This window comes from Rhodoferax ferrireducens T118, assembly GCF_000013605.1.
Classification (GTDB): domain Bacteria; phylum Pseudomonadota; class Gammaproteobacteria; order Burkholderiales; family Burkholderiaceae_C; genus Rhodoferax; species Rhodoferax ferrireducens.
In genome coordinates, this window is sequence record NC_007908.1 from 2,019,743 (window position 1) to 2,041,412 (window position 21,670).

General features: G+C 61.1%; 19 protein-coding genes and 1 pseudogene. 6 read left to right on the forward strand and 14 right to left on the reverse strand.

Annotated elements, in window-relative coordinates; translation table 11 throughout:
- Positions 1–36: 36 nt before the first annotated feature.
- The gene (locus RFER_RS09515) at positions 37–546 is read right to left on the reverse strand and encodes an Rrf2 family transcriptional regulator (RefSeq protein WP_011464177.1); all 510 of its coding nucleotides are present in this window, start codon (positions 544–546) and stop codon (positions 37–39) included.
- Between the two features lie 105 nt (positions 547–651).
- Here RFER_RS09515 and RFER_RS09520 point away from each other — a divergent pair, with 105 nt between their 5' ends.
- From RFER_RS09520 to RFER_RS09530, 3 genes are all read left to right on the forward strand, one after another.
- Positions 652–1,857: an NnrS family protein gene (locus RFER_RS09520; protein WP_011464178.1), complete on the forward strand. Its 1,206-nt coding sequence runs from the start codon at positions 652–654 to the stop codon at positions 1,855–1,857.
- A 30-nt stretch (positions 1,858–1,887) separates the two neighbouring features.
- Entirely contained in the window at positions 1,888–2,271 is a 384-nt protein-coding gene (locus RFER_RS09525; protein WP_011464179.1) for a SirB2 family protein, read from the forward strand.
- 598 nt (positions 2,272–2,869) lie between these two features.
- The gene (locus RFER_RS09530; RefSeq protein ID WP_041790490.1) at positions 2,870–5,149 is read left to right on the forward strand and encodes a nitric-oxide reductase large subunit; all 2,280 of its coding nucleotides are present in this window, start codon (positions 2,870–2,872) and stop codon (positions 5,147–5,149) included.
- 23 nt (positions 5,150–5,172) lie between these two features.
- Here the strand turns inward: RFER_RS09530 and RFER_RS09535 are convergent, their stop codons facing one another.
- The 6 genes and pseudogenes from RFER_RS09535 to RFER_RS09555 all read right to left on the reverse strand — a co-directional run.
- Positions 5,173–6,156: a diguanylate cyclase gene (locus RFER_RS09535; protein ID WP_011464181.1), complete on the reverse strand. Its 984-nt coding sequence runs from the start codon at positions 6,154–6,156 to the stop codon at positions 5,173–5,175.
- Positions 6,157–6,169: 13 nt separating this feature from the next.
- On the reverse strand, positions 6,170–6,778 hold the full coding sequence (locus tag RFER_RS09540) for a chemotaxis protein CheC (RefSeq protein ID WP_011464182.1): 609 nt from the start codon (positions 6,776–6,778) through the stop codon (positions 6,170–6,172).
- A gap of 5 nt (positions 6,779–6,783) precedes the next feature.
- A complete protein-coding gene (locus RFER_RS09545; protein ID WP_041791854.1) occupies positions 6,784–7,158 on the reverse strand; it encodes a response regulator transcription factor in 375 nt (124 codons plus the stop codon).
- Positions 7,159–7,250: 92 nt separating this feature from the next.
- Positions 7,251–8,063, reverse strand: coding sequence for a crotonase/enoyl-CoA hydratase family protein (locus RFER_RS09550; protein WP_011464184.1), 813 nt, complete (start codon positions 8,061–8,063; stop codon positions 7,251–7,253).
- A gap of 27 nt (positions 8,064–8,090) precedes the next feature.
- Positions 8,091–8,579, reverse strand: coding sequence for a nuclear transport factor 2 family protein (locus RFER_RS25035; protein ID WP_341799120.1), 489 nt, complete (start codon positions 8,577–8,579; stop codon positions 8,091–8,093).
- Positions 8,571–10,589: pseudogene (locus RFER_RS09555) on the reverse strand (FAD-dependent oxidoreductase); the annotation flags it as partial. The pseudogene RFER_RS09555 and the gene RFER_RS25035, both read right to left, overlap by 9 nt.
- A 198-nt stretch (positions 10,590–10,787) precedes the next feature.
- On the opposite strand from RFER_RS09555, the gene RFER_RS09560 reads away from it, so the two are divergent.
- From RFER_RS09560 to RFER_RS09570, 3 genes are all read left to right on the forward strand, one after another.
- Positions 10,788–11,318: a PadR family transcriptional regulator gene (locus tag RFER_RS09560; protein ID WP_011464186.1), complete on the forward strand. Its 531-nt coding sequence runs from the start codon at positions 10,788–10,790 to the stop codon at positions 11,316–11,318.
- A 439-nt stretch (positions 11,319–11,757) separates the two neighbouring features.
- Entirely contained in the window at positions 11,758–12,390 is a 633-nt protein-coding gene (locus tag RFER_RS09565; protein ID WP_166485698.1) for a hypothetical protein, read from the forward strand.
- 258 nt (positions 12,391–12,648) lie between these two features.
- Positions 12,649–13,248, forward strand: a complete 600-nt coding sequence (locus RFER_RS09570; RefSeq protein WP_011464187.1) for a CBS domain-containing protein — start codon at positions 12,649–12,651, stop codon at positions 13,246–13,248.
- A gap of 44 nt (positions 13,249–13,292) precedes the next feature.
- Here the strand turns inward: RFER_RS09570 and RFER_RS09575 are convergent, their stop codons facing one another.
- The 7 genes from RFER_RS09575 to RFER_RS09605 all read right to left on the reverse strand — a co-directional run bounded on the left by RFER_RS09575 (position 13,293) and on the right by RFER_RS09605 (position 21,664).
- Entirely contained in the window at positions 13,293–14,480 is a 1,188-nt protein-coding gene (locus tag RFER_RS09575; protein WP_011464188.1) for an MFS transporter, read from the reverse strand.
- Between the two features lie 45 nt (positions 14,481–14,525).
- On the reverse strand, positions 14,526–15,434 hold the full coding sequence (locus tag RFER_RS09580; protein ID WP_011464189.1) for an RluA family pseudouridine synthase: 909 nt from the start codon (positions 15,432–15,434) through the stop codon (positions 14,526–14,528).
- Positions 15,421–16,158, reverse strand: a complete 738-nt coding sequence (gene trmB, locus RFER_RS09585) for a tRNA (guanosine(46)-N7)-methyltransferase TrmB (protein ID WP_011464190.1) — start codon at positions 16,156–16,158, stop codon at positions 15,421–15,423. Before trmB ends, RFER_RS09580 begins: the two co-directional genes overlap by 14 nt.
- Positions 16,159–16,284: 126 nt before the next feature.
- Positions 16,285–19,551, reverse strand: coding sequence for an EAL domain-containing protein (locus RFER_RS22980; protein WP_011464191.1), 3,267 nt, complete (start codon positions 19,549–19,551; stop codon positions 16,285–16,287).
- A 52-nt stretch (positions 19,552–19,603) separates the two neighbouring features.
- Positions 19,604–19,798, reverse strand: coding sequence for a hypothetical protein (locus tag RFER_RS09595; protein WP_011464192.1), 195 nt, complete (start codon positions 19,796–19,798; stop codon positions 19,604–19,606).
- Positions 19,799–19,985: 187 nt separating this feature from the next.
- Positions 19,986–21,215, reverse strand: a complete 1,230-nt coding sequence (locus tag RFER_RS09600) for an ROK family transcriptional regulator (protein ID WP_011464193.1) — start codon at positions 21,213–21,215, stop codon at positions 19,986–19,988.
- Positions 21,212–21,664, reverse strand: a complete 453-nt coding sequence (locus RFER_RS09605; protein WP_011464194.1) for an RbsD/FucU family protein — start codon at positions 21,662–21,664, stop codon at positions 21,212–21,214. Before RFER_RS09605 ends, RFER_RS09600 begins: the two co-directional genes overlap by 4 nt.
- Positions 21,665–21,670: the final 6 nt, after the last annotated feature.

Below are 21,670 nucleotides of genomic sequence, written 5' to 3' on the forward strand. Positions count from 1 at the left end.
CAATATATGCTTATTTCACAGGGGTTACAGCCTGATTTAATGTAAATTTGCGGTGGTTTTCCTGGGCGCCGCACGTTTGATTGCGCTCACCGGGACCCTTTTGACATCACCGCCCAGGGCATGACCGGGACCTTGACTGGCGGGCCTTGTGCAGGTCACATCAGCCAGCGTTACCTTGTCCAGCTCGGCCAGAAAATTCTGTTTTGCTGTCCAGAACACCTGCTTTAACTGGCACTGGGCGGTCAGGGTGCAGGTGTTGTGGCCGGGGTCAAAGCACTCGACCAGGCGAAAATCGGTCTCGGTCTGGCGTACCACATCGCCAATGCGAATATCGGCCGCTGGTTTAAGCAGGCGCAAGCCGCCACCGCGCCCGCGTGTCGTCTGCAACAGTCCTTGGCGGGCCAGATCGTTGACGACTTTCATCAAATGATTTTTGGAGATCGCGTGGCTCTCGGCCAGTTCGGCAATCGTGACTGAGCGCTCGGGATTGAGGGCGCAGAACATCAAAACCCGTAGCGTGTAATCGGTGTAGTCGGTTAGTCTCATGGGCGCTTTCAGGGTTTGCTTTGTTGTGAATTTTATCGCAGTTTGTCTTAAGATGCATATAAAATGTACTTTTTAAATAGTTGATGTGCCTGTCATCCTGCCGCCATGAAACCAACATCCTTGCCCCTCTTTTCTGAAACCAGAGCCGCCGCCCAAAGGCCTCAAGGCCTGCCTTTCTTGCGATTGGGTTTTCGGCCCTTTTATGTGGGTGGCGCACTGCTCGCGGCACTGATCGTGCCGTTGTGGGTGGCCATTTTCCTGGGTTGGTTGAAGCTCACGCCGGCGTCGCAGCCCCTGCTATGGCATGCCCATGAAATGTTGTTTGGCTTTGCAGTGGCCATCATCGTGGGTTTTTTGATGACGGCTGGCAAAGCCTGGACCGGCTTGGCCACGCCGCGCGGTCCCACGTTGGCGGCCCTGGCGCTGCTTTGGCTGGGCGCACGTGTGGCCTCGGTGACGGGACCCTATGTGGCTTATGCCGTGCTGGACATGGCGCTGTTGCCGATCGCGGCAGCCATTTTGGTCACGCTGCTGCTGCGGGCACGCAATTACCGCAACTTGCCGATCGGCTTGATTCTGGCCTTGCTGGCCGGCGCCAATCTGGTGTTCCACCTGGCCGTTCTGGGCCTGCTCAACGTGTCGGCGATGACGCCCTTGTATGCGGGTTTGGCTTTGATCATCATGATCGAATGTGTGATGGGCGGGCGCGTCATTCCGGCGTTCACGATGGCGGTAACGCCGGGCCTGAAGCTGGTCGCCCCGGTGTGGCTGGAGCGGGTCACACTGGGCGTCACCGGGCTGGGCTTGGCACTTTGGGTGCTGGCGCCGCCCAGCGCGATAGGTCTGATTGTGCTGGGCCTGGCCAGTGGGTTGCAGGTGCGGCGCCTGTTGGCTTGGCGTTTCGGCGTCACGCTGAAGCGGCCTATTCTGTGGATTCTGCATGCCGCCTACGCCTGGATTCCGGTCGGCCTGGCATTACTGGCCTTGGCCCAACTGGGCTGGGTGCCGGTGTCGGCGGGTGTGCATGCGCTGGCGGTGGGGGCCACCGGTGGCCTCATCATCGGCATGATCACCCGCACGGCGCGTGGCCACACCGGCCGATTGTTGGTGGTGTCGGGTCCCGAGGTGCTGGCTTACGCGCTGGTCATGACGGCGGCGCTGCTGCGGGTTTTTTTGCCGCTGTTGGCGCCTGCTCTCTATGCGTCGGCTCTGATTGCCACCGCAATGCTGTGGAGTGCCGCCTTTTTGATTTACCTCTGGATTTACACCCCCTGGCTGATGAGCACCCGGCTTGATGGCAAGGATGGTTGAGGCGCGTCGCAACGGTTTGGGAGCATCCGCATGGACTATCTTTTTGTGAAATATCTGCACGTCACTTGTGTCGTGCTCAGTGTCAGCCTGTTTGTTTTGCGTGGCTCGCTGGAGCTGTTGGCACAGCCCTGGCGGCAGTGGCGACTGCTCAAGGTGGCGCCACATGTGATCGACACCACGCTGCTGACGGCTGCGCTGTGGCTGGCCTGGCGCATCGGGCAATACCCATTTGTGAATGGCTGGCTCACGGCCAAGGTGCTGGCGTTGTTGGCGTACATCCTGCTGGGCATGCGCGCCCTGGGCAAGCGCACACCGCAGGAGCAACGTTTGCCGTTTTTTCTGGGGGCGTTGCTGAGCGTTGGCTACATTGTCGGCGTGGCGCTCACCCATTCGCCCAGTTGGGGTTTGCTGTGACGCCGCCGCGGCCCTGATTTCGGCCGCCGCGTTTTAGCCTGGTACACAGCTTGCCCTGCCAGGGCGGGGTTCTTGACTGGGTTGTCTTTTTTTAACGTTCTTGCCCCCCCACTCACTCCCCCAACCCCTCTCCCGCCCCGCTGGGCGGAAGAGGGGAGCTTCATTTGGCCGCGTTTTTTGAGGTGGGAAATTGGTACTTGATTGCGCGCTGGCCTCGAAGTGGCGGCAACCCACCGAGAAGCCGCTCAGCCGGTTTGTGGCCAACGTGCCATGGCGCGTTTATTTCCCACCTTCAAAGACAAGGCCAAATGTGGCTGTTAGCTCCCCTTTCCGCCCCGGCGGGGGTGGAGAGGGGCTGGGGGAGAGGGGGGGGAATACGACATCTGAAAAATGCAGGAGTCGCCAGTGGCCAGGCTGGTGGAACCAACGCTGCGCTTCAAAAGCCTCGTTGTGCTGAAAAAAGAACGCACCATCAATTGAAAATAAAGATGCATTCAAATTACCTTTTGCGAAAAGATGCACGTAGAATACATCTTATAGCTTTGTGAAAAACATGCGCTTATCCAATTTTCAACTCAACCATAAAGGAATCCCTGCCATGCATGCCACGCGCAAACTCTGGACCTGGCTCGCTGTCATCTGTGTACTGTCTTTTGCCGTTTTAGGCTGGGTCGGCACCGAGATCTATCTGACAGCGCCGCCTATTCCCAAACAAGTCGTCAGTACCAAGGGCGCTGTCTTGTTTTCCGAAGGACAAGTTCAGCTTGGTCAGGAAGCCTGGCTTTCCGCTGGCGGTCAGCAGTTGGGGTCGGTCTGGGGTCACGGCAGTTATGTCGCACCGGATTGGTCGGCTGACTGGTTGCATCGCGAAGCGCTGGCACTGCGTGCGGTGTGGTCGCAACGTGATTTTGGCAAGCCTTTTGATCAGCTAAGTGTTGGGCAACAAGCCGAACTCAGCGCGCGTCTCAAGAGCGAGATGCGGCGCAACACCTATGACGCCAGCACCGGCATCATCACGCTCTCGCCGGAGCGCGCCGAGGCGGTGGCCCAGGTTGCCGCGCATTATGTCGGTCTGTTTGGCAGCGACCCGTCACTGGACAAACTGCGTGAACAGTATGCAATGAACGCCGGCTCCCTGCCCGATGCGCTTGACTTGCAAGCCTTGCCGGCCTTTATCTTCTGGTCGGCCTGGTCGGCCGCCACCGACAGGCCCGGTGAGACCGATTTGAGCTACACCAGCAACTGGCCGCACGAACCGCTGGTTGACAACACACCAACGGCGGGCGCCGGTATCTGGTCGATCGCCAGCATTATTTTCATGATCGCGGCCATCGCCGGTATGATTTTTCACCACTCTACAGCCAAGGAAGAGGGCGACCCGACCCCGCCCAAAAGCGATCCGCTGTTCGATCTGAAGCCAACCCCGTCCATGAAAGCGACCCGCAAATACTTCTATGTGGTGATCGGCCTGATCCTGGTGCAAATCGGCATGGGGGCCATTACCGCCCACTACGCCGTTGAGGGCCAGAGCTTTTTTGGCTTCCCGCTGGCGCAGATCCTGCCCTATACGGTGAGCCGCACCATCCATACCCAGTTTGCCGTCTTGTGGATTGCGACCGCCTGGCTGGCCACCGGTCTGTACATCGCTCCTGCCATCTCGGGCCATGAGCCAAAGTACCAGAAACTCGGCGTTGACGTGCTGTTTTATGCCTTGCTGTTCATCGTGGTTGGCTCCACCGCCTTCGGTTGGCTTGGTTCATTGCAGCACCTGGGCAATAGTTTCAGTTTCTGGATCGGCAATCAGGGCCTGGAGTTCACCAGCATGGGCCGCGTTTGGCAAGTGCTGCTGTTTGTTGGCTTGTTGTTCTGGGTCACCCTGTTGGGCCGCGGGCTATGGCCTGCATTAAAGACGCCGTCGGAGAGCCGCGGTCTGATTGCCATGGTGTTTCTGGCCGCGCTGTGCATCGGCGGCTTCTATGCCACGTCCCTGACCTGGGGCCCGCACACGCACTACTCGATGATCGAGTACTGGCGCTGGTGGCTGGTGCACCTGTGGGTGGAAGGCTTCTTTGAAGTATTTGCCACCGCCGTGATTGCCTTGCTGTTCACGCGTCTGGGTCTGATCCGCGCCAGCACCGCCAACAGCGCCATCGTGCTGGAAACCATCGTGTTCCTGTTCGGCGGTATTCTGGGCACCTTGCATCATCTGTACTTCACCGGCACGCCCACCTTCGTGATTGCCATTGGTGCCATGTTCTCGGCGCTGGAAGTGGTGCCACTCGCCATGATTGGCGTTGAAGCCTACCGCAACTACCAGCGTTCCAAGTCGGCGCCCTGGGTGCAGGCCTACAAGTGGTCGATCCTGTGTTTCATCGCGGTGGGCTTCTGGAACGTGGTGGGCGCCGGCTTGCTCGGTTTCACGATCAATACGCCGATTGCGCTGTATTACCTGCAAGGGCTCAATATGACGGCTGCCCACGGCCACGCCGCGCTGTTCGGCGTCTACGGCATGCTGGGTATCGGACTGTTGCTGTTCTGCCTGCGCGGCCTGTCGGATCGCGCGGCCTGGTCTGACAAGCTGCTGGCCCCGATGTTCTGGTCGCTCAATATTGGCCTGGCCATGATGGTGTTCATCTCGCTCGTGCCGGCCGGCGTCTACCAGGCCTGGGCCAGCATCACCCAGGGCATGTGGTTCGCACGCTCACCGGCAGTCGTTCATTCGCACTTCATGGAAACCCTGGTCTGGATGCGGGTGCCGGGCGATGTGGTGTTCTCCGTTGGTGCTCTGTTCCTGGCCTGGTTTGCCGTGCGTTTGCTCACGGGTGGCAAACGCGCGCAGCTGGCAGCGTTGCCTGTGGCCAGCGCCAACCGGGCTTGACGAAAAGGCGGACAGACCGATCGTCAGGCAGGCGCTGCGACGGTCTGTGGACTGCGGCTCTGCACGCAGTTGCGCCCCTGGTTCTTGGCGGCGTACAGGGCCTGATCAGCCGCATCCAGCAGCGCTTGTGCGCTGCTGGTTTGGCCAGCTTTCAGGGTGGAGGTGCCCAGACTGACGGTGAGCTGGTTCGATATGGCGGATTTTCGATGCGGCAGATTGAGCGCCAGAACCGCGGTCCGGAGCAGTTCGGCAATTGCCAACGCTTTGTGCTCACCGCAGTCGGGCAGTATGACGGCAAACTCTTCACCCCCATAGCGGGCCAGCTTGTCGGTTGAACGCAACAGGACGGCCTGAAGGGCCTGTACCACGGCAATGAGCACCTTGTCGCCGGCAGGGTGACCATATGCATCGTTGTAGTCCTTGAAGTAATCCACGTCGATCATGATGAGCGACAGCTTGGTTCCTTTTCTTTGCGCCCGCGCGAATTCCTGCTGGTAGAAATGGTCGAAAAAGCCCCGACTGAAGGCGCGTGTGAGACTGTCGGTCATCACCTCGCGGTTGAGACGTTCTGATTGCCTTTGAAGTACTTTTTCGCGGGAAATTGCCCGGCTGGAATCGGTGATCTGAATCAGACAACAGGCACCCCATGGGGGCAGCACCAATGGTGTCATGGTGATGGCGTGCGGCATCCGGGCGGCCGCTGCGTCTGCTGGTGTCTGCGCGTACAGGGGCAGGGGGCAAAAGTGCAGCACATTGGACAGCACCACCGGCAGTCTGTAGCGCAGGGTGTTGCTCAACGCGGTCAGAAAAGAGGCCGACAGGCCCGCGCCAAACACGCCGGCCAAGGGCTGACCGCGGGCTGTCTGGGCGCTCACCCCGCTGTGGCGGGCCAGCCAGGCGTTCCACAGCAACACGCGCGCGTCGGCGTCCACCAGCACCAGACCCAGCTCCACGGCGTCAAGGATCAGTGGCCAGCTCGCGCCGCCATCGAGTTTTTCAGGTTCCATTTTTTGGGCAGTGCTAGATACGGGAGACGAACTGTTCAAGATGAAGCATCAGTTCCTGCAAAGACGAGGAGCTCAACCAGAAAATCAGGGTTCCCTGGCTGCGTCGCTTTTCGATCAGCATATTGATGTGCAAAACCAGCATCAATGGATTGTCGGCGTCGGCGACCAGGCGTTCAATGACAACGTCGGGCTCAGCGCTCGAATACTCGGGCAGCGTGCTTTCAAAGGAAATGCCCAGCATGTCCGCCATGGCCGACAGGCAGGCGTTCAAAATGATGTTGCCGACCTCGCACATGGCCTCTTGTTCATATTCGACCAAGTCCTCTTTCTGCACTTGCGAGCCCAGCATCTCCTGCACAATTTCCAGGGCCCGCTCTTCGGTGAACAAGAGGGAGGCTGTCAGGTTGAACGGCCCCCTGAATTTTTGTTTGACCGAGCCGAGTCGCGCCGAGGAAAGCGACAACACTTTGGCGTTGACCTCGTGGGCACGGTAAAACTCGACGCGGGGCACCGACAGCAGGACTTCGTCGCCCACGATGTCGCTCAGGCTGGACGCCGCGCGCCCGGCGCCAATGTTGAATATCTCGGTCAATGCGTCGAGCTGGGCGCCAGTGATCGTCATCAGTCTTACCCCTGAAAATAGGCCAGTGCCAGGGCCACCGATTTGGGGGTCACCGGCTTGGCCACGAACTGCGCACCCAACTGCGTGGCGCGAATCTGTTGCGATTCCTGAATATTCGCCGAGAACAGGGCGACGCGCACGGTCGGCTGCATTTTCAGCAACTGCTCGGTGGCCTCGGTTCCCTGCAGGCCCGGCATGTTGATGTCCATGGTGCAGTAATCAAAGGGCCGCGCCGCGGCCAGTGCCAGCGCTTCGTCTCCGCTTACCGCCTCAGTGACGGTCCAGTGCGGAAACTGGGCCAGGATCAGGGACCTGATCAGCAAGCGTGAGACACGGCTGTCGTCGACGATCAAGACGGATTTGGGGGAAGGGTGGTCCATGGATGGGCGGCTCTCGTGTTGGTATTCCAGCGAATTCGTCGACCAGTGTAGCGCCGGACCAGCTGGTTCAACCACGACCAGCGTCATCCAGATCAATGCTTGAATTCAGCCGCGCGTTTGCCCAGGTTGGCCATCATCGCTTCCTGCAGGTCTTTGCTCATCAGCATGGCCGCGTTCCAGGTGGCAATGTAGTTCAGGCCGTCGGCTACCGAGTGGTCACGCGCATAGGTGATCATTTCCTTGGTGCCGCGAATCGACAGCGGCGACTTGGCGGCGATGCTGGTGGCAATCTCCAGCACACCCGCGTGCAGCGCTTCGCGGGATTCAAACACCCGATTCACCAAGCGCATCTCGCGCGCTTCTTCGGCGCTGAACTTGCGGCCGGTGTAGGCCAGCTCGCGTGCCATGCCTTCGCCAATCAGTTTGGGCAGGCGCTGCAGCGTACCCACGTCGGCGGTCATGCCGATGTCGATTTCCTTGATGGTGAAGTAGGCGTCCGCCGAGCAGTAGCGCATGTCGGCGCAGGTGATCAGGTCAATGCCGCCACCGACGCAGGCGCCGTGAATCGCAGCCAGCACCGGCTTGCGGCAGCGCTCCAGGCTGGTCAAGGTGTCCTGCAGATCGAGGATGACGCGGCGCAAGGCTTCTCGGGTGCGGCCATCGCATTCGTTTTGAATTTGCGGGCCCAGCCCCATCATCATTTGCAGGTCGATGCCAGCGGTGAAGAGCTTGCCTTCGCCTTCCAGAATGGCCACGCGCGCCTCGGGCGTTTCATCGACCCACTGGAACGCCTTGCGGATCTCCTGCCACATGGTGGCGTTCATGGCGTTGGCCTTCTCGGGCCGGTTCAGGCGCACGGTGGCGATGTAGTTTTCCAGGGTGACGGAAAGTGTCTCGTAGCTCATGTCTTGTTCCTCGATGCGGGTTGCAGATTATTGGGTTTTGGCAGCTTTGTAGGCGCTTAGATAAGGCGCCAGACGCTTGCCCATTTCATCGCCCAGCGCTTGCAGGCCGCTCATGGGGCGTACCATGACTTCAAAGTCAACGATTTTCCCCTCGGCGTCGAATTGAATCAGGTCGATGCCCTTGAGCGCCTTGTCGCCCACCCGGGCGCTGAATTCCAGCACCACACTCAGACCGTCCGCGCTGGCCAGCTCGCGGTGGTAGCTGAAGTCTTCAAACACCTTGACCACGGTGCCCAAAATGAGTTGCACCGCCTGCGCACTGGCGTACGGCGTGTGCGCCATGGGCGAGCGAAAGACGGCCTTGGGGTGCAGGATGCTGGAGAGCTCGCTCACATCACCTTGGGCCACCATGGTGTGCCACTTTTTTAGCGAAGCCGCCACGGCGGGTTGCACGCCTTGTTGCTGTTTCGCAGCGGGCGCGGTGTCGGCCCCGGTGCCTGCGCCTTCCAGTGCCACGGCCAGCTCGGTGCCCTGTTTGATGGCGCGTTTGGCGTCCAGTTCGGCGGCCTTGTCGGCGCCGCCGATCAGGTGCACGCTGCAGCCGGCGGCCGCCAGCGCAGCCTGCAATTCGCGCTGCGGGTCCTGGCCGGCGCAGATCACCACGGTGTCGGCGGGAATGGTCATCTCGCGCTCATCCACGGTGATGTGCAGGCCGGCGTCGTCCACCTTGCGGTAAGTCACGCCCGCCAGCATCTCGACCTGGCGGTTCTTCAGTGACGTGCGGTGAATCCAGCCGGTGGTCTTGCCCAGGCCGTCGCCCACCTTGCTGGTCTTGCGCTGCAGCAGGTAAACCTTGCGCGGGCTCTTTTCAATGTGTGGTGCTGTCAAGCCGCCGCGCGTGCTGTAGTTGGTGTCCACGCCCCACTCGGCGAAAAACTTGGTCGGGTCCAGACTCGGGCTGGTGCCGCTGTGCAGCAGAAATTCAGCCACGTCAAAGCCGATGCCGCCCGCGCCAATCAGCGCCACGGTGTGGCCCACGGCGCACTTGTCGCGCAGCACGTCCAGGTAGCCCACCACTTTCGGATGGTCGATGCCCTCGATGGCCGGTGTGCGCGGTGTGACACCTGTGGCCAGCACGATATGGGTGTAGCCACCTTTGAGCAGCTCCTGCGCGCTGACTCGGGCATTGAGTTTCAGCTTCACGCCGGTCAGTTCAATCTGGCGGCCAAAGAAGCGCAGGGTCTCGACAAACTCTTCCTTGCCCGGCACCTGCTTGGCGATGTTGAACTGGCCGCCAATCTCGGATGCTGCGTCAAACAGCGTGACCTCAAAGCCGCGTTGCGCGGCGGTGATGGCAAAGGCCAAACCGGCCGGGCCTGCGCCCACCACCGCGATGCTGCCGCGCGTCTTGGCGGGCACGATGTTGAGCAGCGTCTCATGGCAGGCGCGCGGGTTCACCAGGCAGGAGGTGATCTTGCCGCCAAACGTGTGGTCCAGGCAGGCCTGGTTGCAGCCGATGCAGGTGTTGATCTCGTCCGCCTTGCCCTGTTCGGCTTTGCGCACAAACAGCGGGTCGGCCAGGAAGGGGCGCGCCATCGACACCATGTTGCAGAAACCGTCAGCCAGCAACTGCTCGGCCACGTCGGGCGTGTTGATGCGGTTGGTGGCGACCAGCGGAATGCCGACCTTGCCCATGAGCTTTTTCGTGACCCAGGCCCAGGCAGCACGGGGCACTTTGGTCGCAATGGTGGGGATGCGTGCCTCGTGCCAGCCCACGCCGGTGTTGATGATGGTGGCACCGGCCGCCTCGATCGCTTGCGCCAGTTGCACCACCTCGTCCAGCGTCGAGCCGCCTTCCACCAGGTCGAGCATCGAGAGGCGATAGATGATGATGAAGTTCTTGCCGACGCGCTCGCGTGTGCGGCGCACGATCTCGAGCGGAAAGCGAATGCGGTTCTCATAACTGCCGCCCCATTCGTCATCGCGCTGGTTGGTGCGCGCGGCGACGAACTCGTTGAGCAGATAGCCTTCGGAGCCCATGATTTCGACACCGTCGTAACCGGCCGATTGCGCCAGTGCCGCGCAGCGCACAAAGTCGTCAATGGTTTGCACCACTTCGTCGGTAGAGAGCGGGTTGGGGCGGAATGGGTTGATCGGGGCTTGCAATGCACTGGGCGCCACCAGATCGGGGTGGTAGGCGTAGCGGCCAAAGTGCAGGATTTGCATCGCAATCTTGCCGCCGGCGTCATGCACGGCCTGTGTGACCACTTTGTGTTTGGCGGCTTCTTCTTCGGTCGTCAGGCGCGCACCGCCCGGCATCGGGCGGGCGCGGTCGTTGGGGGCAATGCCACCGGTCACGATCAGGCCGACACCACCCGCCGCACGCTCGGCGTAGAACGCGGCCATGCGGGCAAAGCCGTCTTTGGCTTCTTCCAGCCCGACGTGCATGGAGCCCATCAGCACCCGGTTGGGCAGGGTGGTAAAGCCCAGGTCGAGGGGGCTAAGCAGGTGGGGGTAGGTGCTCATGAAGTTGTCCTCATTCAAAAAGGTCAAGGTGGTCGAAAGGCTGCAACAAGTCCATTGCGCGGGGCAACTATGCAACCAGTTGCAGAAGTTTATGGCAACTCTGATTTTTATGCAACCAGTTGCATAGTTGTGCTCATGCGCTTAGACTGGCTGACAGAAATTCCTGCCGCACTGTGAAGTTCCCATGTCCAGATTCCCATGTCATTAGCCCACGCCGTATTGACCTCGCTGATTGAAAAGTCGTCCTCCGGCTACGACCTGGCGCGCCGCTTTGACAAGTCCATTGGCTATTTCTGGCACGCCACGCACCAGCAGATTTACCGCGAGCTGGCCCGCATGGAGGCGGCCGGGTGGATCGAGTCCAGCAGCGCACCCGACGCCGGCAAGACCCGCAAGCGCGAGTACCGGGTGCTGAGCGCTGGCCGCGCCGAGCTGGCACGCTGGGCCTGCGAGCCCTCTGCGCCCATGGATTTGCGCGACGAGTTCATGGTCAAGCTCAGGGCCGACGCCGCTTTGGGCGAGATCGATTTGCGCGACGAACTGCGCCGGCGCATCGCTCTGCACCAGGAAAAACTGGCGCACTACCGCGCCATCGAGCAGCGCGATTTTCTGCACGGCAAGCCCTTGTCCCGCGAGGCCCGCATCCACCACATGATCCTGAAAAAAGGCATTCTGTTGGAGGAAGGGTCGATTGCTTGGGGTGCGGAAATGTTGGCGGTGCTGGAATAGACGTTGGTTTATATGTGCATTGAATGCACTTCAATGCAGTTTTTTACGACTAAATTGCTACTGATAAAGTAGCATCTTTGTTAATAAATACGGTGGTTAGATGGATATCTTGTCTTTATTCATCCAAGTATATGAAGTTCTTGTTTTGCACATCAAACCGACTTGCGTTGGCTGAATGCCGTGCCACGCTGAATTCGCAGACTCACCCGGTCGGGTACAGTTGGTAGAACTCAAAAGAACGACTAAACGCAGGAAGCATGCCGGATTTCAAAACAACCCAGACGCCGGGTTTGCCGCTGCTTTTAGGCGAGCAAGGTTTGCGTGCAGGGCGGGTGCTTCGCTTGGTGATTTTGCCGATTTATGCCGCAGCGGTTTGCGGTTGACTTGACGTTAGACCCGTCCCGTGCCTAGCCTCTACAAGTACCTACCCGCGAAGTACGTGGACGCCTTCGTCCGAGAGGGCGCGATCCTGTTTCGAGCGCTGTCGTACTTCCGCGACTACGAAGATGGGCAAGTACGTGGCGATGAATTTGAAGGAACAAAGCTCTATCGTCCGGCGAAGGGGCTTGAGATAACGCTTGTCGCAACACGCGAGACGCGGGTTCTGTCTCATTCGTTTGAGTCAACGGCAAACGAAGACGACATCTTCATCTTCTGCCTCAGTACCGTGCTCAGCGCCGAGTTGGCAGCTCAATTCCAAGCGAACGCATGTGTAGAAATCACCAATCCTACAAAGCTCATCGCGGGCGTTCGCGCTGCCCTGCTGCGAAGGCCGTCTGTTAAGAGCAAGATGCTTGTTCATGGCGAGGTCAAGTACTACATGCCGGACGAGCCGCCAATCGTAGATTGGGCGCTCCCAGAAAGGATAGCAATGTCGAAGCTCGATTGCTACCGTTCGCAGCAAGAGTACCGTCTTGCCTTCGGCATCCATGGGGCGTTTCGAGTCGAAAACACCCGCCTTAGCCTCATTTCGTCTGGAGAGCGGAGGGAGCCGAGAACGACGGTACATCCAGGGCGTACCTTGAAGATCGGTAGCGTGGCCAAGGTATGTAGGGTTCATCGCTTCGGCTGAACGGGTCGCAGTCTGCAGGTACAGCTTGGGAAGCAGAATGTCCAGCGTATCCGGCGGCAAGCCGATGCGGACCGGTTGACGACAACAAGTTACGTAGCTACCCTCGGCACTCTGTTTGACCGCTTGAAAATGGTTGTGAAGCGCCGCAAAGCAGCTAGCCAAAAGAAGCTGGCTGCGATTTCGCGGTGAATGACCGCTGACACGGAATGACAGACCTCCACAACTAATCGAAAAATCCATTTACTCCAAGGTGCAAACATGAGCGAAGACGCGCAATTCCGGCCCCTGCCAAAGACATCGGTTTCCTCCAAGGGTTGTTATCTGCTGGAGGCATTCAATCCGCCAGTCGTTAACGTCGATTCTGCCGCCATTCTTGTCATGACCGACCTTTCACAGGTGCCTTCGGCCACCATCAACGCAGACGCCTCTCTGGATGAAGCGAACCACTCCATGCTGGTGCGCGGCGTGAGGTTGCTATTTGTGGTCGGGGAGACCCACAACATCATCGGCGTGATCACGACCGTCGATGCCCTCGGGGAAAAGCCCGTGCTGGTGGCCCAAGCTCGTCAAACCAAGCGCAGTGAACTGCGCGTTGCCGATGTGATGGTGCCTGTGGAAAAAATGGATGCTCTGGATATTGAGGAAGTCAAGAAGGCTTCAGTGGGAAACATCGTGGCCTCATTGAAAGCAGATGGCAGGGTCCACGCCATCGTGGTGGGCCAGGGCAAGGATGAAAAACAATATTTGCTTGGAATATTTTCGGCCTCGCAAATTGCGCGTCAGCTGGGGGTGCAGTTACACGGGCACGAAATGGCGAGAACCTTCGCAGAAATTGAGGCGGTTATCGCGGGCGTCTGATAACCCGACAAGGCGCCAGTCCTGCCGGTTGGGCAATGGGCATTTCAACCCCCGCTTTGAGCTGGCTGACGCCAGGCGACAGCTGCAATGACGGCGGCCAGCGCCTGCATCAGTGCGATGGACAACACCGAGCCGCCCCAACCCCAGCCTTCGTAGGCCATCCCAGCCAGCAATGAGCCAGCCGCGCCGCCCGCGTAGTAGCTCATGTAGTAAATGCCCGTGGCCAGGGAGCGTCCCTCGCTGACGTTTTGAGCGATCGCGCTGAGGGTGGCCGACTGGCAAATGAAGACGCCTGTTGAACACACCGTCAGGCCGATGATGACCGCAGTCAAGGAGGGCAACAGGGTCAGCGACAAGCCAGCGGCGGACAGGGCCAAAGCCCCCAGGAGTGACCTCAGAAAACCGAACCGGACAACATACGGCCCTGCCAGCGGGGTCGCCAGAACACCCACCAGATAGACGCTGAAAACATTGGCCAAGCCAGCGGAAGAGAGATTGAAAGGGCTTGATGCCAGGTGCAGGTTGACATAGGTGAAAGTGCCCACCAGCGAGAACAGCACGCAGAAACCCACGGCACAAGCCGCCATCAGTCGCTTGTGATGCAGGTGACGCCACAGCGTGCCAAACCCCGCTCTGATATTTCGGTTGGCAACAAAGTAACGCGAGGGAGGCAGCAGCCACAGCACCAGCAAAGCCCCAAAAAGATTCAGTAGGGCCAGCGTGACGAACGCACCGCGCCAGCCCAACAAATGACCGGCGTGGCCCGTGATAAAACGGCCGCAAAAGCCACCCATGACGGTGCCGCCCACATAGGTGGCGGTCATACGGGCGACCCCGCCCGAATGGAATTCCTCGGACAGGTAGGCGATCAGGACCACCACGATGCCAGGAACCGCCAGCCCCTGAAGGAAGCGCAGGAAAATCAGCGCGTTCAGGCTGCCGGCCACAGGGATCAGGGCCGTCGGCACCGTCAGGGCGAACAGGGAGGCGCAGATGATGACTTTGCGTCCGAAGGCGTCGGAGAGCATGCCCATGAAGGGAGATACGAGCGCCACCGCCAGCACGGTTGCCCCCACCGTCAACCCGGCTTGCACGGGTGAGGCGTGAAAATCCTGCATCACCATGGGCAGCACCGCCTGCATGGAGTAGACATTCAGAAAGGCAAAAAAGCCGATCAGCCAGACGATGGGCCGGGACGCCTGTTGGCCGGCCTGACGAAAAAAAAGTTGCATTCTGTTGGTGGTAAAAAAAGCCAGGCTCAAATCAAATAAGGAGCGTCACGCCAGGCTCATCAAGCTGCGCCGGCTCTCAAACTGCCGGGCTTGCCCGCTGACCGGGTCGACAAACTCAATGCGCCGGGCCAGCAGTTGCAGGGGGTGCTCGTAGTCAACTTGTCCTTCGGGTGTGAGGGTAGGGTACAGGCCATCGCCCAGAATCGGCAGGCCCAAAGCCGCCATGTGCACACGCAACTGGTGGCGTTTGCCGGTGACGGGTTGGAGCTGGTAGCGGGCCAGGCCGCCCTGCACTTGCAGCACCTCAATCCGGGTCACGGTGTTGGGCGGGCCGCTGACCTCGTGCTGCAGCATGAAGTGGCCGGCCTCGACGATGCGGCTTTGGCGCGTCATCGGCAGCGCCAAACCCTCGCGCCACGGGGCAATCGCTTCGTAGGTCTTTTTGACGCTGCGCTGGCTGAACAGCGCGTGGTAGGCGGCCCGGGTTTCGGGCTGCACGGAGAACATCACCAGCCCGGCGGTGTCGCGGTCAATGCGATGCACCGGCACCAGCGTGTCGATGCCCAGTTTTTGCTTCAGTCGCACCAGCACGGTCTCTGCCAGGTAGCCGCCCGAGGGCATCACGGGTAAAAAATGCGGCTTGTCGACCACGATCAGCTGCTCGTCCTGGAACAGGATCACCTCATCAAACGGGATGCGCGGCTCATCCGGCACCGCGCGGTAGTAGTAGACCCTTCTGTGGCCCTGGTAGGCGCTGTGGGGCGCGAGCTGCACGCCGTGCTCATCGACCACATCGCCCTGCGCCATGCGCTGGTGCCAGACGTCCCGAGGGATGGCGGAAAAGCGCTCGGTCAAGAAATCAAGGGTGGTGGGCCAGGCGCCGGCGGGCAGCCCGATGCAGCTGGGCCCGACGCCGTTGCGGGCGGGCGGCTTGATGAAGTCAGACCCGCTCAAACACGATATCCCACACGCCGTGCCCGAGTTTGATACCGCGGTTTTCAAACTTGGTCAGCGGGCGGTAATAGGGCTTGGGCGCGTAGCCTGCCAGCTCCGGGTGAGTTTGTGTGGCCGTGTTCTTCAGCAGCGGCTCCTTGCTCAGCACTTCCAGAATCTGCTCGGCGTAGGGCTGCCAGTCGGTGGCGCAGTGGATGTAGCCGCCGACCTTCAGGCGTGCGGCCAGTTTGGCAATGAGGGCGCTTTGAATCAAACGGCGCTTGTTGTGCTTCTTCTTGTGCCACGGGTCGGGGAAGAAAATGTGCACACCGTCCAGGCTTTGCAGCGGCAGCATGTGGTCGATGACCTCGACGGCGTCGTGGGCCACGATGCGGATGTTGCGCAGGCCCTGCTCGCCAATGCGCTTGAGCAGCGCACCCACACCAGGCTCGTGCACCTCGCAGCACAGGAAGTTTTTCTCCGGCATCAGGGCCGCGATATGGGCGGTGGCTTCGCCCATGCCGAAGCCGATTTCCAGGATGACTGGCCCGGGATTTATATCATTATTGCCTCTAGCCCCCGTCGAATCTGCGTAAGTAGCTATAAAATCAATAGCACTTGTTTGGTAGGGCAACAGGAATTGGGGCCCCATGTCCTCCAGGGCCTTGGCCTGGCCGGTGGTGGTGCGACCGGCGCGGCGCACAAAACTCTTGATTTCTTTCGGAAAGGCCACGCCCTCCGGCACGCGGCCCCGGATGCGGGGTTGGCGCGCAAGGCTTGGGTTGTCAGGGGAGGTCGGTTGGGTGCGGTTTGTATCGTTCACGGGACAGGATTGTAGAGACGATGGCGGGCTCAATCCCCCGGGCGCTGGCTACCAGACCGGCCGGGCGACGATCATCGCTTCGGCCGCCGCCGCATCGAGCGGCTGGCCAAAATGGTAGCCCTGCCCGTATTCCACCTGCAGCGCCCGTAACTGTGCCAACTGCGCGGCATTCTCCACCCCCTCGGCAATGATGTCCATGTTCAGGGCATGGGCCAGGGTGACGATGCTCTGGATGATGTCGGCGCTCTTGCGGTCAACGTCCATGCGGCGCACGAACGAGGCGTCGATTTTCAGTGTGTTGATCGGAAAACGGTACAGGTAGGACAGCGATGAATAACCGGTGCCGAAGTCGTCCATCAGCAGCTTGATCCCAAGGGCGCTTAATTTCTCCAGCGCCACCGCCGCCTCCTCGGCGTGCGCCATGAGCAGGGTCTCGGTCACTTCGAGCTTGAGACTGCTGGTGGCCAGGCCGGTTTCCGCCAACGCGGCTTCGATTTGCTGCAGCAGGGCGGGCTGGGTGAACTGCCGCCCGGCAAGGTTGACGCTGATCTGCATGGGCGGGTGATCCGGGTAGCGTTGCTGCCAGCTGTGCATCTGGCGGCAGGCCTCGGTCAACACCCAGCGACCGATTGAGACGATGAGGCCGGTCTCCTCGGTGAGCGGGATAAATTCGCTCGGTGGTACCAGTTTGCCATCGGGGCGACGCATGCGAACGAGGGCCTCGAAACCCGCCAGCCGGCCCGTTTGCAGCGACACCACGGGCTGGTAATAGACAAGGAATTCCTCGCCGTGCGCCACTGCCCGGCGCAACTCGGTTTCCATTTCGAGAAGAGCGACGACACGCTCGCGCATATCGGCGGCGAACAACTCGTAGCACGCCCCGCCGCGCCGCTCGGCGTTGTGGCTGGCCGTCTCGGCGTCGCGCAGGAGCTCGCCGGCGTCGACGTAGCCCGAGTGGCCAAGAACGATGCCGATGCTGGCGGTCGTGAATAGTTCATGCCCCTCCAGGTTGAAGCCGACCGCCAGCGCAGATTGCAGCTGCTCGGCGTAACGTGCCGCCACCTCTGCGTCCTTGGTTTCGTCGAGGAGGATGGCGAAGCTTTCGCCGCCGATGCGGGCGATCGTGTCACCGGGGCGCAGGCCGGTACCCAGGCGTTGCGCGATGGCGATCAGCAACTGGTCGCCGTAGGCGCCGCCCAGGCTGTCGGTGATCGTGCGGAAGCGGTCAAGCGTGAGGAACACCAGCGCAAAGCCGCGCCTGGATTCGATCTGGATGCGTTTCATGGCATCGTCGATCCGGGTCAGAAGCAGCGCGCGGTTGGGCAGACCGGTGAGGCTGTCGCGCAGCAGTTCTTCCTCGATCACTGACGCAATCATGACCCTTGCCGAGGCGGTGCCGATGGCGCCCGCCAGTTGCGCCTCGCAGTAACGCGACAGCTCGGCGTCGATCTCCTGCGGCCATTCCAGGCCGCGCTGGCGGGCGTAGGCAACGAGCGCCTGGCGGGCGTTCTCGGCGCCAAGAAAACGCACCATCAGCGTGTGCAGATCGAGCAGCGAGCCGCTCGCGCGCCAGACCCTCTCGGCGCCGCGGCCATGCTTGAAGACGTCGACGAACAGCGCTGCCTGCGTCTGTTCGACCAGGCTCTGCCCGCTCATGATCGACACCGTCAGGTAGGCGCCGACGTTGGCCAGCATGCTCCAGAGCATGGCGTGGCTGATTTCGTCGAGCCCGTCCAGGCCGAACAGGGCAAGCGGGCGCAGCTGCGCGATGGCAAACGGCCCGTGTTCCAGCAGCGCCATGGGCAGCCAGCCGGAGCGGGCGAAAGCCGGCAGCATCAGCGTATAGGCCCAGACCAGGAAGCCGGCGCCTAGCCCGGACAGTGCGCCGCTTCGCGTACCGCCCTTCCAGTAGATGCCGCCCAGCAGCGCCGGGGCGAACTGGGCGACGGCGGCGAAGGAAATGAGGCCAATCGACACCAGCGCGTAAGCCTCGCCTGCCAGCCGGTAATAGGTGTAGCCGAGCAGCAGGCCGAGCACGATGGTGATGCGACGGATCGCCAGCAGCAGGGCGGAGATATCGGCGCGCTCGGTCAGACGCAGCGCCTTGATGCGCAGCAAGATCGGCATGACCAGGTCGTTGCAGACCATGGTCGACAGGGCGATGCTCTCGACGATCACCATGCCGGTGGCGGCCGAGAAGCCGCCGAGGAAGACCAGCAGCGCCAGTGCTTTCTGCTGTCCGGCCAGGGGCAGGGTCAGGACGAAGGCATCAGGATTGACGCTGGTGCCAAAATGCAACAGGCCGCCCATGGCGATTGGCAGGACGAAGAGGGAGAACAGGAAGAGGTAAAGGGGAAAGAGCCAGATCGCCTTGTTCAGATGTGCCTCGTCGACATTCTCAACGACGGCGATCTGGAACTGGCGCGGCAGGAACATGATGGCCAGCATCCCGACGAAGGCTGTCGAGAACAGCTCGGCCCAGCTCTGGTAGATGTCCATGACTGTGCCCGGTGCCAACGCCAGCCGAGTGGCAGCGTCGGCGGGCGAGGTCCAGCCGCGGTAGGCCTCGGTCGAGCCGCCAATGGTGAAGACTTCAGCGATGCGCGGCACTTGCGCGGCACGGGCGAAGATGTCACGCACGCCGTCATACATGCCCCAGGTGACGAAGATGCCGACTGCTAGAAAGGCCAGCAGCTTGACCAACGACTCGAAGGCAATCGCGGCCACCAGGCCCTCGTGACGCTCTGCGGCGTCGATCTTGCGGGTGCCGAAAACGATGGTGAACGCCGCCAGGATCAGGGCCGCGTAAAACGCCGTGTCGTGCCAGATGCTCTGCGGCGGCTGCGGCGGTGCCAGCAACAGGATGTCGGGGTAGCTGCGCAGGATGCCGAAGCTGGTGGAAATCGCCTTCAGTTGCAGCGAAATGTAGGGTGTGACGCCGACCAATGCGATCACCGTGACCAATCCGGCCAGCGCCGCACTCTTGCCGTAGCGTGATGAAATGAAATCGGCCAGCGATGTGATGCGGTTGTCCTTGGAGATTCGGATGATCTTGCGCAGTACCATCCACCACAGGGCGATCATGACGGTGGGTCCGAGATAGACGGGAAGGAAGCCAATACCGCTGGTGGCGGCGCGCCCGACGCTGCCGTAGAAGGTCCAGGCGGAGGTGTAGACGCCCAGTGAGAGGGCATACACATAGGGGCTGGCGATCAGGCTGCGTCCGGCATCGGCCGCCTTGTCGCCGCGGTAGGCGATGAAGAAGAGCAGTCCCAGATAGACTGCGACGGAGAAAAGGATGACCCAGGCCGACATGATTCAGTCCTCGAAGACCGGCAGAGGGATCCGACCTTCGCTGCCCATGGCGCTATCTCCTCTCGATCACGAGCGCCAGCAGGCCGATCAGCAAGGCCCAGGCAACAAACACATAGACATACAGCAGTGGAATGCCGCCCAGCATGCTGGCGCGGTTGAACAGCGCCAGCAGGGGGTAGTTGAACAGCAGGTTGGCGAACACAAATATAACGGCCAGACGCTGCATTTTTGTGTTTGACTGGTTCATGGAATCCTCCGCTGAGGTGTTGCGCTTGTTGCGCCATCAGTCTGAAGAATAGGCCGATTGGGTCACCGGCGCAACCCGCTCGCTCAACTGGGAAATCCCCGACTTGCGCGCCGCGCCGGCGCTGCCAGCGGGCAGGTCCGGCACGCGGCCCAACGAAGAATCTTTTTTGTGCCCGGCAAATATCAGCTTAAGCGCCAACTTTCAAGAACAAGTCCTGATCGGGCGCAAAGTTGGCGTGCAGCGGCATCAGCGCGCCGCCCAGTGCGCGGGCATCAGGGCCCACATTGCCCGCGATCACGTTGGCAGGCCACAGGCCCTCCCAGTTGTAGCGCTTGAGTGCTTGCTGGGTTTGCGCGATCAGGAGGGTCAGCAGCGGTCGGCAAAACGAGCCGTCGATCACCACCGCGTCGATGTCCAGAAATGCCGTGCCACTCACCACCGCATGGGCCAGCGCGTTGGCGGCCTGCTTGAGCCACGCCTGGGTTTCAGCCTCAAACGGCGTCGCCAGGGCGCGGTCGTCATAGGCGGCGTGGGGGTCCAGCCCCTTGGCCGTCAGGCGCTGCTCCAGTTCCCACAGCGACGCATGGTGAATCAGTTGTGGGGGCGGTGTGTCGCCCTGTGCCATGCCGCAGGGCAGCGAGGCCACCGCTCCCGCATTGCCGTGTAAACCGCCATGCAAGTGCGAGTTGATGACCAGCCCGCCGCCCACAAAGGTGTCGACAAACACATATAAAAAATTCTTCAGGTCGCGCCCGCGCCCGGCCACCAGTTCGGCCACACAAGCAGCCGAGGTGTCTTTGGCAAAGCTGACGGGTGTGTTGGTCATGGCCTGCACTTGGGCACGCAGGTCAATCTGGTTCCAGGTTTCTGACTGGGCCTCGGACAGGCCCAGCATCTTGTGCCAGCCGCCCAGTTGAAAGGGGGCCGCCACGCCCACGCCGACCAGGCGGTCTTTCAAAGCACCGAGTTGGTCACCCATGGCCTGCAGTCGCTCCTTGATGTCGGGTAGCAGCGAATGGGCATCGGGAAAGGCATAGTCCAGGCTTTGGCGCTGGCGCACCTGGCCGCAGAAGTCCACCATCAACCAGTCGGCACTGCGCCGTCCAATCTTGATGCCAATGGCAAACGCGCCGTCCGGGTTGAGCGACAGCGGTACCGAGGGTTGCCCAATGCGCCCGCGCACGCGGTCTTGCTTGAGAATCAAACCGTCCTCGACCAGCCGGGTGGTGATGAGTCCGATGGTTTGCGCGGTGAGGCCGGTAAGACGCGCCAAATCCGCTTTGGGCAGACTGCCGTTGAGCCGGATCGCCTGCAGTACCACCCGCTCATTGAACTGGCGCATGCCCACGTGGTTGGAGCCACGCGGGCGCAGCAGGGCAGGAGCTTCAGCGGTTGGGGCGGCGCGCGGTGGGGTCATGGGCGTAGATTCTCACCGATGGCACCTTTGCGCAAAATAAAGTTGCCAAACGGTTGCAGCTCGCCGGTCATCACATAGGCGTAGGCCGCGCGAGCGCGCTCATAAAACGCAAAGCGCTCCAGGGGCTCTGCGCTTTGGCCGCTGCGCAGCTCAGGCTCGACGAGCGCCAGCACCTCGCGTTGCAGGGCCGACAGGGCAGGGGGCTCTGTGCCGCTGGCCTGCATGAAAGCCACCGGATGAGCCACGTCAGCCGCCAATGGCAACACCGAGGTGATCGCCTGCGTCACTTGCGCCATGGACGTGCCCGGCAGCCTGATCACCGGTTTGCCTGCGGCAAACCGCATGGCGGTGAAGTTGGCGTCACCCAGCACCAGCGCGTCGTCGTGGCCCATTTCCATCAGGATTTTCAGCAGCTCGGGGGTGAGCAGGGGGTTGATTCCTTTGAGCATGGTGGG